10 protein-coding genes and 2 pseudogenes are annotated in these 16,131 nt (G+C 37.7%); 11 read left to right on the forward strand and 1 reads right to left on the reverse strand.

Going from position 1 to position 16,131, the window contains the following annotated elements:
- Nucleotide 1 precedes the first annotated feature (1 nt).
- Both trmA and ilvA read left to right on the forward strand, forming a co-directional pair.
- Nucleotides 2-1,105 (forward strand): tRNA (uridine(54)-C5)-methyltransferase TrmA, encoded by a 1,104-nt coding sequence (gene trmA, locus CYP43_RS03820; RefSeq protein ID WP_103582555.1) that lies wholly within the window; start codon nt 2-4, stop codon nt 1,103-1,105.
- A gap of 23 nt (nt 1,106-1,128) precedes the next feature.
- Nucleotides 1,129-2,340: a threonine ammonia-lyase gene (gene ilvA, locus CYP43_RS03825; protein WP_021090937.1), complete on the forward strand. Its 1,212-nt coding sequence runs from the start codon at nt 1,129-1,131 to the stop codon at nt 2,338-2,340.
- Between the two features lie 45 nt (nt 2,341-2,385).
- Here the strand turns inward: ilvA and CYP43_RS03830 are convergent, their stop codons facing one another.
- Nucleotides 2,386-5,577 (reverse strand): S8 family serine peptidase, encoded by a 3,192-nt coding sequence (locus CYP43_RS03830; RefSeq protein WP_103582556.1) that lies wholly within the window; start codon nt 5,575-5,577, stop codon nt 2,386-2,388.
- 280 nt (nt 5,578-5,857) lie between these two features.
- On the opposite strand from CYP43_RS03830, the gene CYP43_RS03835 reads away from it, so the two are divergent.
- The 9 genes and pseudogenes from CYP43_RS03835 (at nt 5,858) to CYP43_RS09865 (ending at nt 15,781) form a co-directional block, all read left to right on the forward strand.
- Nucleotides 5,858-6,553, forward strand: a complete 696-nt coding sequence (locus CYP43_RS03835; protein ID WP_084040760.1) for a DUF4230 domain-containing protein — start codon at nt 5,858-5,860, stop codon at nt 6,551-6,553.
- Nucleotides 6,554-6,572: 19 nt separating this feature from the next.
- The gene (locus tag CYP43_RS03840; protein ID WP_103582557.1) at nt 6,573-7,496 is read left to right on the forward strand and encodes a Dyp-type peroxidase; all 924 of its coding nucleotides are present in this window, start codon (nt 6,573-6,575) and stop codon (nt 7,494-7,496) included.
- A 45-nt stretch (nt 7,497-7,541) separates the two neighbouring features.
- Nucleotides 7,542-7,964: an EamA family transporter gene (locus CYP43_RS03845; RefSeq protein ID WP_103582558.1), complete on the forward strand. Its 423-nt coding sequence runs from the start codon at nt 7,542-7,544 to the stop codon at nt 7,962-7,964.
- 98 nt (nt 7,965-8,062) lie between these two features.
- Nucleotides 8,063-8,638 carry a cytochrome C gene (locus CYP43_RS03850; RefSeq protein ID WP_103582559.1) on the forward strand — a complete coding sequence of 192 codons (576 nt, stop codon included), beginning with the start codon at nt 8,063-8,065 and terminating at the stop codon, nt 8,636-8,638.
- 84 nt (nt 8,639-8,722) lie between these two features.
- The gene (locus tag CYP43_RS03855) at nt 8,723-11,290 is read left to right on the forward strand and encodes a molybdopterin-dependent oxidoreductase (protein WP_103582560.1); all 2,568 of its coding nucleotides are present in this window, start codon (nt 8,723-8,725) and stop codon (nt 11,288-11,290) included.
- Between the two features lie 400 nt (nt 11,291-11,690).
- Nucleotides 11,691-12,395, forward strand: a pseudogene (locus tag CYP43_RS09850) (cache domain-containing protein); the annotation flags it as partial.
- A 795-nt stretch (nt 12,396-13,190) separates the two neighbouring features.
- Nucleotides 13,191-13,631: a methyl-accepting chemotaxis protein gene (locus CYP43_RS09855; RefSeq protein ID WP_374048479.1), complete on the forward strand. Its 441-nt coding sequence runs from the start codon at nt 13,191-13,193 to the stop codon at nt 13,629-13,631.
- A 398-nt stretch (nt 13,632-14,029) separates the two neighbouring features.
- A pseudogene (locus CYP43_RS09860) lies at nt 14,030-14,599 on the forward strand (cache domain-containing protein); the annotation flags it as partial.
- Nucleotides 14,600-15,256: 657 nt separating this feature from the next.
- On the forward strand, nt 15,257-15,781 hold the full coding sequence (locus CYP43_RS09865; protein ID WP_430622336.1) for a methyl-accepting chemotaxis protein: 525 nt from the start codon (nt 15,257-15,259) through the stop codon (nt 15,779-15,781).
- The last annotated feature ends 350 nt before the right edge of the window (nt 15,782-16,131 follow it).

Here is a 16,131-nt window from a genome sequence, read left to right on the forward strand (position 1 = left end):
TTTGGATTGCAATTATTTAAAAGAGTGCGGCTCTTGCACTCTTTTTACTCCTTACGATGAGCAAATTTTATTTAAAACTGATCTTATAAAACAAAAATTTTTAGAGTTTTATGATGGTGAGTTTGATGTTTTTAGCTCAACACCAAAGCACTACCGCACAAGGGCTGAATTTGGCATTTGGCATGAAGGCACAAAGCTTTGCTATACCATGCATGCAAGCGAAAAGGGCAAAAAGGTCTTTATAGATGATTGTCCAAAGGTTTGCGAGCAAATTTCAGAGCTTATGCCAAACTTACTTTACAGCTTACAAGAGAGTGAAATACTACGCGCAAAGCTTTTTGGAGTGGAATTTATCTCTTGTAAAAGTGGTATTTTGGTCACACTTCTTTATCATAAAAGGCTTGATGGCGAGTTTGAGGTGGCTATGAAAATTTTAGCTAACAAGCTTAATATCACTATACTTGCCAGATCTCGCGGGCAAAAGCTACTAAGTGGTGAGCTAAATTTGATCGATGAGCTAGATGTTGGCGGTGAAATTTATAAATTTAGCCTAAGTGAGAATGCCTTTATCCAGCCAAATAGAGCCGTAAATGAAAAGATGATAGCTTGGGCAAAGGAGTGTGTGCAAGGCGGTGCTGACCTCCTTGAGCTCTACTGCGGACATGGAAATTTTACTATTCCGCTTTCGTTTAAATTTAATAATGTACTTGCCACTGAAATTTCAAAAAGCTCGATCGCAAATGCCTTTAAAAACTGTGAGCTAAACAAGGCTAAAAATATCAAATTTTTACGAATGGATGCTGATGAGCTTATGAGCGCATTTACTGGCGTTAGGGAATTTAATAGACTCAAGGATATAAATTTAAGCGACTTTAACTTCTCGCATGTCCTTGTCGATCCGCCTCGTGCAGGACTAAGCGAAAGTGTCGTAAATTTCATCAAAAATTTTAAAAACATCATCTATATCTCGTGTAATCCAGAGACTCTAAAAGAAAATTTAAAAGAGCTTTGTAAAAGTCATAAAGTGATAAAATTTGCCATTTTTGATCAGTTTGCAAATACTCATCACATCGAGTGTGGCGTGCTACTAAGGGCAAAAGAATAATTTAAAAAAGGAAAAATAAAAAAATGGTTTCACTAAATAAAATCATCCAAGCAAAGATCACGATTGGTCATTTTGTAAATAAAACTCCATTTGCTTTGAGTGCGAAACTTAGTAAAAATTTGGGAGCAAGCATCTATCTAAAAGAGGAAAATTTACAACGAACCGGAGCTTATAAAATAAGAGGCGCTTACAATAAAATAGCTAGCCTAAGTGATGAGGAGAGAAAGCGTGGTGTCGTGGCTGCAAGTGCTGGCAACCACGCTCAAGGTGTAGCTATAAGTGCAAAAGAATTTGGCGTACACGCTTGCATCATCATGCCAGAATCAACTCCACTTCTAAAAGTTGCTGGCACGAAAGATCTTGGTGCGGAGGTTATTTTAAAGGGTGATAATTTCGATGAGGCGTACGCTTTTGCGGTTAATTACGCCAAAGATAAGGGTATGACCTTTGTTCATCCATTTAACGACGAGTACGTCATGGCGGGGCAAGGCACTGTTGGGCTTGAGATGCTTGATGAGATAAGCGACCTTGATATAGTTATCGTCCCAGTTGGCGGCGGCGGGCTAGCTAGTGGTGTGGCAAGCTGTATAAAGCAGGTCAATCCAAAGACAAAAGTAATCTGTGTCGGTGCAAAAGGCGCTCCAGCGATGTTTAATAGCTACGGCGCTAAAAAAAGCATAAACTCAAAATCGGTTCGCACTATAGCTGACGGTATCGCTGTGCGTGATGCGAGTGAGATCACGTTAGCAAATATTATTGAGTGCGTTGATGAGTTTGTGCAGGTCGATGATGAGGAGATCGCAACTGCGATTTTATTTTTGCTAGAGACTCAAAAGATCGTAGTTGAAGGAGCTGGTGCAGCTGGCGTGGCAGCACTTATGCATGATAAGATCAAATTTAAAAAAGGTGCAAAGATAGGCGTGGTGCTAAGTGGTGGAAATATCGACGTACAGGTACTTTCTATCATCATTGAAAAGGGTCTTATCAAGTCTCACCGCAAGATGACTTTGCAAATCACACTTGTAGATAAGCCAGGAGCGCTCATGAGCCTAACTGATAGCTTAAAATCAGCAAATGCAAACATCGTCAAGATCGACTACGATCGCTTCTCGACAAGGCTTGATTATGGTGATGCAAGTATTACGATCACGCTTGAGACAAAGGGTCTTGAGCATCAAGAAAAGATCAAAGAAGTGCTTACTAAAAACGGTTTTTCTTTCACTCAACTATTTTAATTTAATGGCTCGCTACTATTTAAAGTAGCGAGCATGATTTACCTATTAAAACAAAATCTCAAATTTCGCATTTACGCTGTTTGACTTCACGTCTTTAGCAAAAGCACCTGTGTAAGATAAACCTAAATTTATATTTTTATAAACATTAGCTTTTACACCAAGGCTAGCTGTGCCAAGATCGCGCACCTCTTTTCCTTCAAGTTCCAAGTATCCAGCATTTGCGATATTTACGCCGATATTTGGTCTTGTATCGCCAACTAGTCTATTGTAGGCTAGATCAGCTTCAAATTTCATCTTTGTACTACCAAGGCTAAATGGCACACTAGGGTTTAGACCTATGCTAAATACACCTAAATTTCTAGCTTTTTCATCAACGTCCATTCTAAAAATTCCTACATTTTGGCTAGTGCTATCAGTTTTCATACGTAGATAGCTTGCGCCCACATAAGGATTTAGTGAGAAATTTGTACTGTTAAAGCTAGTTAGTGCCAAATTTGCGTAAGTAGTAAGTGCTTTTTCTTTACTTTTTACGTGTTCATTTGAGTAAAAGCTAGCGATTGTAGCACCATTTTGTGTTTTTCGTTTTGCATTTGTGTATATGAGGCCAAGGTCTAGTTTTGTGCTAGAAATTTGGCTTTTTGAGTAGATACCGACACTTGCACCTTTTGTTTTGTAAGCATTTTCGCCATCTTCTTTTACTTTTTCGTTGCTAGCACCAAGCACACCACCAAGCGTTAAAGCGTCATTTACGCTACCGTCAAATCCAAAAAGCTGAGTGAGTGAGTTTGCTTTTACATCATCAAATTTCATAGCATTAGCCATGGTATTTGACCAAAATTTCATGCCACTCGCATCGATTGCTTTTGCACCGAATGGATCAAATTCATGGTTGATGATTGCATTTTTGAGCAAGATGTTTTCTAGTAAAAATGCATTATGTTGAGCTAAATTTGCATTATTTGCAAATGTTTTTAGCGTATCACTTGCTTCTTTTGGTGTAGCGTAGATGAAGTGTCTATATAGATCACTCGTGATGACTGCTGGTCTGCTTCTAAATGGAGAAGCAAGGAGTGCTGGTCTGCTAGCTGTACTCTCTATGAGCTGTGCTACTCTTTTTTGGTTGTCACTAGCTGCTATACTTGTTATTGTATTTTTTGATTTTTTGAGTGTTAGCTCTAGCTTGTTGTCACTATAATTTCTAGTAAGGTCAAAAAATGCGTATTTTTTTGAGATAGTGTCGTTGTAACCACTAAAATTTCCAGTTACAGCGTAAGTTTTTGCCTTTGAGCTATCATCATATAGTCTTTTCATGACATCTACATCTGGCTCACTTATATCTATAATAGAGTTCTTCTCAAAATTTAGATTTAAATTTGCTGCATTATTTGAGATGATATAACTACCACCTGTTTTTATAGTAGCTTTTACTGTGTCATTTGTACTTTTTCTAGTTATATCTTTAAAAGATAGCTTTTGAGAAAATCTACTTTTATCAATCTCTCTAACACTCATCTCTTTAACAATCTCAAGTGCACCACCATTTTCAACTACTACTTCGCTTGATTTTAGTGATTGATTTAGTGCTGTGATCTTGCCACTTTTTATTATAGTTTTGCCAGTGTATGAGTTATTGCCTGCTAGTTTTAGGATGCCTAGACCTCTCTTGATAAGAGTTCCTTCATAGCCTTCGCTGGCTCTTTGCTCTCTTGCTTTTTCTCTAGCGTTACCTATATCAAGTTCAGCCCTTTGCTCGGCTGTTAAATTTGACATTTTCTTAAGCTCGGCTTTGCGATTAGCCCAAATTTGTGCCTCTGCTTCATCTTCAGTCTTTCTGTATTTTATAGCTACGTCGCTGATGTTGTTTGAGTAAAGATCGTCTGTGTCTAGACTTACATCAAATACACCTAGTAGCTGTCCTGGTCCAAACATAGCCTTTGACATATCAAGTGCTCCCCAGCCCCAGCGCTCATCAGGTACGCCAAGTGGTGCAGTAAAACCAGAAATTCTTCTTGTATCAGCTGGCTTTTTAAACTCATCTTTGATTTGTCTTGCGGTAGTTAGCAAAACATCTCTTGCTTGAGAGTTGCTCATATATGGATATCTTTGCATGACAAGACCAAGTGCGCCAGTGACATGTGGAGCTGCCATTGATGTACCATCCCAGCTGTCATATCCTGCCTCTCCATTTTTAGGATCAACTGTGCTTGATTTTATACTTTTACCAGGTGCTGCGATACTCCACCATTTTGAGTGACCTGCTGTGTTAAAGTATTGTGCATCGCCATCTGTCACTCCAGTGACGTTTATCCAGTATTTTTCAGTATCTGGACGAAAATATGGAAGCATTGCTCTTGTGTATGACTCTTTCATGCCATTTCTATTTCCGGCAGTGAAAACTTGAATGATGCCGTATTTTTTGGCGACTTCATAAGCGGCATCTATAAAATTTTTACCATTTGTGACAAATGGATAGTAGCTTTTATAGGCTGCGTCAAGGTCTTTTATATCTAAGCTATTGCCGCCATCAAATCCAGTTGCTCCCTCATAAGCTTTATAAAATTTGCGGTTTGAACCCCAACTATTATTTATAGCTCTTGCGCCACCTTTGGCTAATCCCTCATAAGATGCTAAAAAGAAGTTGTAGTCTTGGTTTGGTCCATATGTCATACCATCGGTTCCGCCAGTATTTCCTACTATAAGTTTTGAGCCAAATGCTACACCATGCATCCCTTTACCATCTCTTGAGCCAGCAATTGTGCCAGCTACGTGCGTGCCGTGCGAGTCGTTTACACCAGCGATCCAGTTGCCATCAGCTTCAAATTTATCACCTTTTTTAAAGTCGCCAAAGTCAGCTCTATTTTTATCAGTGCTTCCCTTTTTTAAAAAAGGAGAGTTGCCGTGCTCAGTATCTGGATATTTTTGTCCGTCTTTGTAGTAGCTACCAGAAATTTTTAGTGCGCTTATCCTACCATCACTAAGTTCAGGGTGGCTAAGTAATGCGCCAGAGTCCATAACACCAAGCGTCACACCTTTGCCCGTCACTCCAAGAGCATATGCGATAGCTGCATTGATACGCTTTAGTCCCCAGTATGCTTTATACTCAGTGCTCTCCCAGCTACTTATGTCACCAAATTTGCCACTTTCTTGATCGTTAGCATTTAGTGAATTTGCAAACAAAAGAGTACAACAAGCCGCGCTTATCAAAATACATTTTTTGTTTAAAATGGATCTTTTCACATCTCATCCTTTTGCATAAAATTTAAATGGATTGTAATATCCTTAAAATAAATTATTAATTAAAATATTAAAATTTATGATAAAAATTTACTTTAATAATCCTATTTTTACGCTATTTTTACTATAAGATATGAAAAAATTATCAAGATAATATCACTTAAATATTATTAATTACGATTTTACTTTAAAACAATTATTTAAATATAATTTTTAATAAAAGTAGAATTTCACCTTTGCTTTACAAATTTAAGCTAAAATAGCAAGCCTTAAAGGAGAAAAAATGAGCGAATATGCAAATTTGATATTAGCTATCTTACTAGCTGTTTTGGCATTTGCATTTTATAGGTCAAATAAGGCGTTAAAAAAGGCAAAAGATGATAGCGAAAATCTCTCAGTCAGCACCGAAATTTCGCAGCTAAAAAGCATCGGCGAGCTATCTGTTTTTCAAGTTTATAGCAAAGAGATCGTCACAAAAACCGATCATGCGTTTGGAAATTTTGGCAAAGAGTATCTAAGATGGCTTATAAGTGAGAAGAAGCTTTCGATGATATTTGAGTTTGAGATAAATTTCATCTACGATCTAACTAGTCCAAAACTCGAGATCACGCAGATCGCAAACTCTAGCTATAAGATAAAAATGCCTCCTTGCAAGTATAAATTCTCAATCGCTGATATGAAATTTTATGATGAGAAAAACGGTAAATTTATACCATTTTTGCTGCCTGACTCGCTAAATGGCTTTTTTGGTAGCACTTTTACAGAAGAAGATAAAAATAGACTAATCGAAGAAGCTAGAAACGAAGTCAAAAAGATGAGCGTTCGCCTTATCTCGCAGCTTCAAAGTAAAATTCATAAATCAGCTCGCGATACGCTTGAAGCGATCGCAAAGAGCTTTGGGGCAAACAAAGTTGAGTTTATTTTTGACGATAACGATGAGCAGATAAGCTCACAACTAAATTTAGAAAATATTGCATAAAACTTAAAAAGGAGAAAAAATGAGCGTAAATTCACAAGAAGTCACGCAGACACCAGGCAACAACACAGTCTTTCAAACATGGGTTTTAACAGCTGACAAAAAGGCTTGTAAAGATGGGTTTGCCGAGCTTTGCGCCTTGGTTGTAAATTTAAATAAAACTGCCAAGATTAGATTTGGCGCAAATGAAAATGTAAACTGCGTCCTTGGCGTGGGTCATGATGCTTGGAAAAAGCTTGAAATTTCAAAAGAATTGCCAAAAGAGCTTGTAAATTTTAAAGCGATAAAAGGCGATAAACACGAAGCTGTTAGCACAAAGGGCGATATTCACATACATATTCGCGCCTTAAATGCACCTGATTGCTTCGATATGGCTCAAGCGATAAAGGCTGTGCTATATAAATTTGCCGATCTTGTAGACGAGGTGCAAGGCTTTAAATACCACGATGGTAGGGCGATCATAGGCTTTGTTGATGGCACTGAAAATCCTGAGGGCAAGGAGAGAGACTTCTTTGCTAAAGTTGGCGATGAGGACGCTAAATTTAAAGGCGGCAGCTACGTTTTTGTACAAAAATATTTCCACAATATGAAAGAGTGGAACGCTACAAGCATAAGTGAGCAAGAAAAGGTAATAGGTCGCTCAAAAGAGCTTGACATCGAGATGAGCGAAGATGTAAAACCTACAAATTCACACTCAGCTGCTGCAAACGTAGGAGATGATAAAAAGGTCGTACGTGGCAATATGCCGTTTACCGAAGGTAGTAAAACTGGCACCTACTTCATCGCTTATGCGAGCACATTTTCAACGGTTGAGCTTATGCTTAGAAAGATGTTTATCGGCGAGCCAAAGGGCAACTCAGATAGGCTGCTTGACTTTAGTACGCCAGTAACTGGTGCTCTATATTTTGTGCCAACAGTTGATATGTTAAGCGATTATGAGGGCTAAATTTAAATGGGTGAGGTAGCTTACCCATTTAAATTTTAAATAAAAATGCCAGAGTGGTTTATCTACGCAGCTCTTTCAGCTGTTTTTGCTGCACTTACTGCGATCTTTGCAAAGCTTGGTGTAAAGGACATTGACAGTGATTTTGCAACATTTATAAGAACGATTGTCGTCATTTTGATGCTTGTTTTGCTTTTAAGCGTGGCTAAAAAATGGCAACCGTTAAACTCACTAAGCCCCAAAAACTGGCTCTTTCTCATACTAAGTGGCATGGCAACCGGACTATCTTGGCTCATGTATTTTAAAGCGATGCAAGTTGGCAAGGTATATCAAGTGGCACTGGTTGATAAATTTAGCGTTGTACTTGCTATTATTTTGGCTGTCATCTTTCTTGGCGAGAGGTTAAATTTAAAAGAAATTTTAGCCGTCTGCCTTATCGTGTCTGGCGTATTTTTACTCATTTTTAAATAAAATTTTCTACACTATTCTTAAAATATATTTTTAATTTTAATTTGTAATTAATCAAAAAGCTCCTAAAATTTGAACAATTTCATTTTGAAGGGAGAAATATGAAAAAAATCATTTTTTCAGCCATCGTGGCTTGTGCGGCATTTGGTGCTAGTGTAAACTACACAGATGTTGTAAAAGATGTTTACGCTGATGCTAGCTCAACAAAAAGTATAGGCAGACTGCTACCAACCAACGCAGTTGAAATTTTACAAACAAGCGGTGACAGAGCGCAAATTAAAGTAAAAGGCTATCAAAACCCAACTGTTAGCAACGTAGTTTATTTTGCTGATGGCGCGAGGATTATCTCGGTGGCATTTGCAAAAACTGCACCTTTTGATATTAAAGTGATCAAAGAGGGCAAAAACGGCAAATGGAATGAAGTAGAAACAACAGTTTTTGTTCAAAAAGATGGCTTTAGCACTGACGTAAACGCAATGTTTGCAAAAGCTGACAAGATGTATAAAGAGAGCTGTGGTGTTTGCCATGCATTGCCTCAAACCACACATTTCAACGCAAACCAATGGCCGTCACTTCTAAAATCAATGATCGGCAGAACCGCAATAGAGAAAAAAGACGAGTGGTTGGTTGTTGAATACCTTCAAAAACACTCATCTGACGTAAACCTAGGTAAATAAGCAAAACTTTTGTAGCGACGAGTAAAAACAAATATTAAAGTTTAGCTTATTCAAAAGAAAACTTAAAAATGAAAGGGAGATAAGATGAACGAGAACAGACGAGAATTTCTAAAAAAAGGTGCTACAGCAATTGCAGCGACACCTTTGCTTTCAAGCGTAACAGCATCAAATTTATTTGCTGATGGCGTAAAAAAGAGTGTTTTAAGAGATAGCGAGGTTATCACAGCTGCTCACTGGGGGATGTTAAAAGTGACAACCAAAAACGGCGTTGCAGTAAAGTCAGAGCCTATCCAAAAAACAAGTGAAATTTACAACCCACTTCAGTACCACACACCAGATATGATCTATAAAAGTCGTATCAAGCGCCCAGCAGTAAGAAAGAGCTACCTTGAAAATCCAGATAGTCCAAAGCCAGAGCTTCGTGGCAAGGATGAGTGGGTTGAGGTGCCTTACGAAGAGGCGATCAAGCTAGTTGCAAGAGAGCTGAAAAAGACTAGAGCGCAAAAAGGCTTACAAAGTGTATTTGCAGGCAGCTATGGCTGGAAATCAAGTGGTAACGTGCATAATTCAAGAATTTTACTTCATAGATTTATGAACCTTAGTGGTGGCTTTGTTGGCTCACTAGGAGATTACTCAACAGGTGCTAGCCAGATCATAATGCCTCACGTTGTTGGTAGTATCGAGGTCTATGAGCAGCAAACCAGCTGGCCAGTCGTACTTGAGAACTCAAAAGTCGTAGTCATCTGGGGTGCAAACCCACTTGCGACACTTCGCATAGCTTGGACTAGCACCGACGAGCAGGGCTTTAAGTACTTTGAAGAGCTCAAAAACAAAAAAGATATCAAAGTGATCATCATCGATCCTATCAAGAGCGACACAGCGCAATACTTTGATAACGCTCAGTGGATCGCCCCAGTGCCAAACACCGACACAGCGATGATGCTTGGCATGATGCACTACCTATATGAGAGCGGCAAGTATGATAAAAATTTCATTGAAACCTACACAACAGGCTTTGATAAATTTCTCCCATATCTACTTGGTAAGACAGACAATACTCCTAAAAATTTAAAGTGGGCGAGCAAAATTTGTGGCATTGATAAAGATACTTTAAAAGAGCTAGCTGATACATTTGTCGCAAACCGCACGATGATAATGAGTGGTTGGGGTATGCAGCGCGCTCACCATGGCGAGCAACCACACTGGGCGATGGTGACACTAGCAGCTATGATTGGTCAGATCGGACTTCCTGGCGGTGGATTCGGGCTTAGCTATCACTACTCAAACGGCGGCGCTCCGACTTGCAAGGGTGCAGTCATTGGCGGTGTAAATAGCGCAAGTGTGGGCAAATTTAATGATAAAGGCGAGTTTATCGGCACAGACACAGGCGAGTTCGATAAACGAGGTCGCTTCGTCGCAAAGGCAGCTGCAGCAGCAGGCACAGGCCAAAGCTGGCTACAAAAAGCAACCAACTATGCCTTCCCAGTAGCAAGGATTGCTGATGCATTGCTACATCCTGGTAAAGTGATCGACCACGACGGCAAAAAGATCACCTATCCAGATATCGACTTTATCTACTGGGTCGGCGGCAACCCACTTGTGCACCACCAAGATACAAATACAAATTTAAAAGCGTGGAGAAAGCCAAGAACAGTTGTCGTACATGAATCATACTGGACACCGACAGCAAAAATGGCTGATATTGTCTTCCCAGTCACTACAGAGTATGAGAGAAACGACATTACCATGACTGGCGACTACTCAAATATGAACATCGTGCCGATGAAACAAGTCGTTGAAAAATACCACGAGGCAAGAGACGATTATCAAATTTTCATCGATCTTTGCAAGGCTTATGCTAAAAATTTAGTCATTGCCTACACAGATAACGGCAAGGATGAGTTTGACTGGATCAAAGAGTACTATGACGCAGCCTACGCTCAGGTCAAGGCTGTGCCAGAGCTCACAACTGACATGAAGCCATTTGAAGAGTTTTGGAACGAGAACAAGCCAGTTACATTTGCCTCATCTCAAGATAGCGATAGTTGGGTGAGATTTGGCGAATTTAGAGAAGATCCTGTGCTAAATGCTCTTGGAACTCCAAGCGGTCTTATAGAAATTTACTCAGAGACTATCGAGAAAATGGGCTATGACGACTGCAAAGCACACCCAATGTGGTTTGAGCCGATCGAGTGGCTAGGCATGAAAGATAAACCTGCAAAATACCACATGATAAGCTCTCACCCAACTGACCGCTTGCACTCACAGCTAAGCCAAACTTCACTTCGTGACAAATACGCTATCGCAAATCGCGAGCCTATCTGGATCAACGAAAAAGACGCAAAAGAGCTTGGCGTACAAAGTGGCGACTTGGTGCGTGTATTTAACGCACGTGGTGAGGTTTTAGCAGGTGCTCATGTCACTAAAAATATCAAAGAGGGCGTTGTAAAACTAGCTGAGGGCGCTTGGTATGACGGCTTTGATAGTGGAATTTGCAAAAACGGCGGTGCAAACGTGCTAACCATAGATATCCCAACAAGTAAGCTAGCAAACGGTAACATCAGCCACACAGCTCTTGTAAATATCGAGAAATATAAAGGTGGCGAGGCGTTAAAGCTTACAGCTTTTTCTGAGCCAAAATTTTCTAAATAATTTCAAAGCAGGGGAGTCTTCTCCTGCTTTTGAACTTAAAATTTAAAATAAATCTTCTATTTACAAAAAGCTTAAATTTATATTTAAAGCCTATAGCTCTATAAATTTGTATTTTGCAATGGATGTTGAGGTGATAGGTATAATTATTTGTTGATTGTTAAATAAGTTATATTAAATTTTATAAAGTCTTTTTAAAAGCCAAGCTACCGGACTTTTAAAGATAAAATAATCACTAAAAAAACTCACTTTTTACCTTAATAGATATAATTTTTGATTAATTGTTTAAAAGGCGTTAAATGTAGTATAAAATTAATTTTAGTTTTAATTCTTTTTCGATAAATTAAAGCGATTTTAACTTTTTAAAGGAGGAAAGATGAAGTCCATAACTTCAAAGATAGCGATGATTATCATCTCATTGCTAGTTATTTCGTTTGCTGCTATTTCAGCAGTCAGCTACTATACAGCGGAAAGTAAGGTAGTAGAGTTGGTCAGCCAGACCCAGGATCAGATTCTAAGTGATATCAAAGCTACTACTGATTCTTTTTTTGAAGAATATTTAGAAGTTGCTAAAAAGTATGCTTTAGATATAGCACAAACACCAAATAATGATGACTCGTACATGGAAAAAACAAAAATGCAAAAAGAAAGCGTTAGTCGTCTAGTTACTGATATTTTTTATGGTCGCGAGAGTGATGGACATTTTTTCCAGTCTGACGGCACTAGAACAACTCCAGCCGATAACTACGATCCTAGAACTAGAGGTTGGTATAAAGCAGCAAAGAGCGCAAATGGTGCTATCTATACCGAACCTTACAAAGCTGCCTTGTCTAATGCTTTAGTAATTAGCTTTGCCGCTCCAGTAAATAAAAATGGAAATTTTGATGGTGTTTTGGGGCTTGATTTAAATATAGATGCTTTAAGTAAAAAAATCCTTGAAATGGGTAAAACAAAATACGGCTATGTTTATCTAATGAATAAAGACGGCCTAATACTAATGCATAACGACCCAAACAACGTCGGTAAAACCGTTCCCGCAAGCAAATATCTAGCCGAGGCGTTTGCAGCTAAAAAATTTGACGAAAACGGGCTAATCCCTTACACCAACTATAAGGGCGAAAACGTAACAGCAAAAGTAATGGCCATAAACGATCAAGGCTGGCTAGCCGTAGCCGCTATCGGAGCAGATACTTTTTCGTCTAATACATTGCCTTTATTAAAAGCTCAAATAATCCTAGTCGTAGCTTTTATAGTCATACTTTCGGCTATCGTATTTGTTCTTCTTAAAAAATCTCTTAGTCCTATTAGAACTATTCAAACTAAGCTTGAAGACGCGTTTAAATTTATCACTTACGAAACCCCTAACGCTCCGGAAAAGCTAGTAGTAACTACGCAGGACGAATTCGGCAGAATGAGCGAATCTATTAACGAAAATATAGAAAAAGTCCTTAACGGCGTTAAAAAAGACAGCGCCTTAATAGAGGAGATGAACGGTATAGCAAATCTCATGATAAAAGGACACATGGGGGCTAAGATTAACTCCGTCCCTAATAATCCGGCTTTAGTTCAGTTAAAAGATCTACTAAATAAATTCTTCGCTTCTATTTCCGAGAATTTAAAAGGCATAGCCGTAGTTTTAGCTTCTTACAACAAAAACGACTACACTCCTAGACTAGAGCTAAAACCGGAGCTTGAAAGCGATCTAAGAGATATGATAGTAGGCCTTCAAAGCGCGGGCGACGCCGTAAGCAATATGCTAAGGGAAAATTTAAAAGAAGCTCAGGTTCTAGAAGAAAAAGCTAAAATCCTAGCAGAATCTATGAGAACCCTAACCGACGGAGCCCATAAGCAAGCCGACTCCATCCAAGAAAGCGCGGCTGCTATAGAAGAGATGAGCAGTTCTATGAACGCCATTAGCCAAAAAGCTAGCGACGTAACTAGACAAAGCGAAGAGATTAAAAACATCATCGTTATTATTAGAGATATAGCCGACCAAACCAACCTACTTGCTCTAAACGCCGCTATAGAGGCGGCTAGAGCCGGCGAGCATGGTAGAGGCTTTGCTGTAGTCGCCGACGAGGTTAGAAAACTAGCAGAGCGAACTCAAAAGTCACTTGGTGAGATCGAAGCTAATGCAAATGTTCTAGCTCAAAGCATTAACGAGATGAGTGAGAGTATCAGAGAGCAAAGCGAAGGTATAAATATGATAAATCAAAGTGTAAGTCAGATCGACAGTATTACAAAACAAAATATTAATATTGTTGGTACAACAAATGAAATTACTGACCAAATAGATGACATGGCTAAGACGATAGTAGCCGACGTTAGAAAGAATAAATTTTAATCTTATACCGAATTTAGGGGGTTGCTTCCCCTAAATTCTAATTTTATCTCGCTGATCTTAACTACCTAAAATGAAAAAATAATTCAAAATTATTATTTAATGTATACATCACTATTTTGTAATTAATATTATTTAATACTATTTAATATAAAAAAATATACAATCGCATCTTAAAAATTTTTGTAAAAGGAAAGTAAATGCGATCAATTGCAAACAAAATATCTTTAATGCTCATACTGGCATTATTCATATCATTCTCACTAATATCTTTAGCCAGCTACAATACAGCTCATGATAAAGCCATTGAGTTAGTAATACAAACTCAAAAGTAAATTTTAAAAGATGTGAAAATCACACTAAATAGCTTTTTTACCAATAATCAGTATGCTATAGGGAAAATGGCTGAGACTCTTAGTAAGATAAGCGAGAAAAGTGATGGCTCGATGAATGCTGATGGTATAAATTTAGCTTTATCTCAAGCAAAAGCTATATCTGGAAAAGAGATCACTCTTGTTTATGCTGGATATGAGGATGGGGCTATGTTTAGATCAAATGGGCAAAATAAAGCTGGGTATGATCCAAGAGTTAGAGGATGGTATAAACAAGCTAAAGCCGAGAATAAACCAATATATACTGATCCATATATGGCAGCTTCATTAAATGCGATGGTTATAACTTTTGCTGCACCTATTAAAAATATTGGAGTTACGGGCATAGATGCGTCTATTGAGGAGTTGAGCAATAATATATCGCAAATCAGTAAGACTGAATACAGCTATGCTTTTGTTGCAGATCAAAATGGCAATATTATAATGCACCCAAATAAAGAATTAGTCGGCAAACCTCACGAGATCGCTAAAAGCCTGATAAAGCAATATAATGAAAAGAAATTTGATGAAAATGGATTAATAGCATATAAAAATACAAAAGGCGAAGATGTCTATGCCTATATGCTAGAGTTAAATGATAAAGGTTGGTTGGCAATAACAGCAATGGATCAAAATATCTTTAGCTCGCATACTTTGCCTATTTTAAAAGTTCAAATTATTTTAGCCATTATATTTATAGTTGTTTTATCTTTGATCGTATATTTCTTGCTAAAAAGATCGCTTAATCCTATTAAAACTATTACAGATGCTTTGGTTAGTTTCTTTAGATTTTTAAATTTTGAGATAAAAGAGCCAGTTGTTTCAAAGGTGGCAACAAAAGATGAATTTGGCGCAATGAGCAAACTAATAAATGATAATATTGCTAAAATTTTTGACAATGCCGATCAAGACTCTAGAGTGGTATCTCAATCTGTTGAGACTGCAAAGGCGATAGAAAATGGAAATCTAAAAGCAAGAATAGTAGATGTTCCAGCTAATCCAAAACTAATTGAATTAAAAGATGTCTTAAATAAAATGCTAGATGTTTTGGAAAAAAGAGTCGGTAGCGATTTAAATATGATCCAAAAAACTTTTAATGATTTTAGAAATTCTGATTTTACTTCAAGAATTTTGGATGCCAAAGGCAATGTCGAACTAGTAACAAATGAGCTTGGCGAAGAGATAGCTAATATGCTTGCGTTTAACTTAAAACAAGCACAATTCTTAGAAGAAAAAGCTAAAAATTTAGATGCATCAATGAAGCAAGTAACTCAAGGTGCTAGCACACAAGCAAATTCTCTCCAAGAAAGTGCTGCTGCGATCGAGCAAATGAGTAGCTCAATGAGCGCAATTAGTCAAAAGACTGTAGATGTTATAAAACAATCAGAAGAGATTAAAAACATCATCGTTATTATTAGAGATATAGCCGATCAAACAAATTTACTTGCTCTAAACGCAGCTATCGAAGCGGCGCGTGCTGGTGAGCATGGACGAGGCTTTGCTGTGGTCGCAGATGAAGTTAGAAAACTAGCTGAACGAACTCAAAAATCACTTGGTGAGATCGAAACTAATGCAAATATACTTACTCAAAGCATTAACGAGATGAGTGAGAGCATCAGAGAGCAAAGCGAAGGCATAAATATGATAAATCAAAGTGTAAGCCAGATAGATAGCATTACAAAGCAAAATGTTGATATCGTGAGCTCAACGAATGAAATCACCGCCCAAATCGATGAAATGACTAAGACAATAGTAGCTGATGTTAAAAAGAATAAATTTTAACCTTGCGGCTTGATATTTAAAATTTCATTAATATTTCATCCTCAAAATTTGAGGATGAAAATAACTCCTTTTTATCTCTAATCTTAAAATTATTTTTTGTTTTATAAATATAATAAAATTTTTAAAAATAATCTAATATTTATAGCTTTATAGTGATATTGCTAGTTAAATTTTTATAGATTATGTTTGTCATAATGTAGTGAAAATTATTAGAATTTATCCTTGCAATTATTGCTATTTCAGTCAGGAAAAAAATTTTTTTAATAATACTTTATGTTACTTTTTTACTCAAGTGTATAAAAACAATTTTACTTTGATTTCTTTAGCTTTTTTGATAACCACGCTAAAAT

Origin of the sequence: Campylobacter concisus (assembly GCF_002913045.1) — a bacterium.
Taxonomy (GTDB): Bacteria; Campylobacterota; Campylobacteria; order Campylobacterales; family Campylobacteraceae; genus Campylobacter_A; species Campylobacter_A concisus_AP.

Excerpts from the sequence above, each read along its gene's own strand:
- CYP43_RS09865 (WP_430622336.1), top strand. The coding sequence starts at position 15,257 with ATGAAGCAAGTAACTCAAGGTGCTAGCACACAAGCAAATTCTCTCCAA.
- CYP43_RS09855 (WP_374048479.1), top strand. The coding sequence starts at position 13,191 with ATGAACGCCATTAGCCAAAAAGCTAGCGACGTAACTAGACAAAGCGAA.
- ilvA (WP_021090937.1), top strand. The coding sequence starts at position 1,129 with ATGGTTTCACTAAATAAAATCATCCAAGCAAAGATCACGATTGGTCAT.
- CYP43_RS03835 (WP_084040760.1), top strand. The coding sequence starts at position 5,858 with ATGAGCGAATATGCAAATTTGATATTAGCTATCTTACTAGCTGTTTTG.
- CYP43_RS03855 (WP_103582560.1), top strand. The coding sequence starts at position 8,723 with ATGAACGAGAACAGACGAGAATTTCTAAAAAAAGGTGCTACAGCAATT.
- CYP43_RS03845 (WP_103582558.1), top strand. The coding sequence starts at position 7,542 with ATGCCAGAGTGGTTTATCTACGCAGCTCTTTCAGCTGTTTTTGCTGCA.
- CYP43_RS03840 (WP_103582557.1), top strand. The coding sequence starts at position 6,573 with ATGAGCGTAAATTCACAAGAAGTCACGCAGACACCAGGCAACAACACA.
- CYP43_RS03850 (WP_103582559.1), top strand. The coding sequence starts at position 8,063 with ATGAAAAAAATCATTTTTTCAGCCATCGTGGCTTGTGCGGCATTTGGT.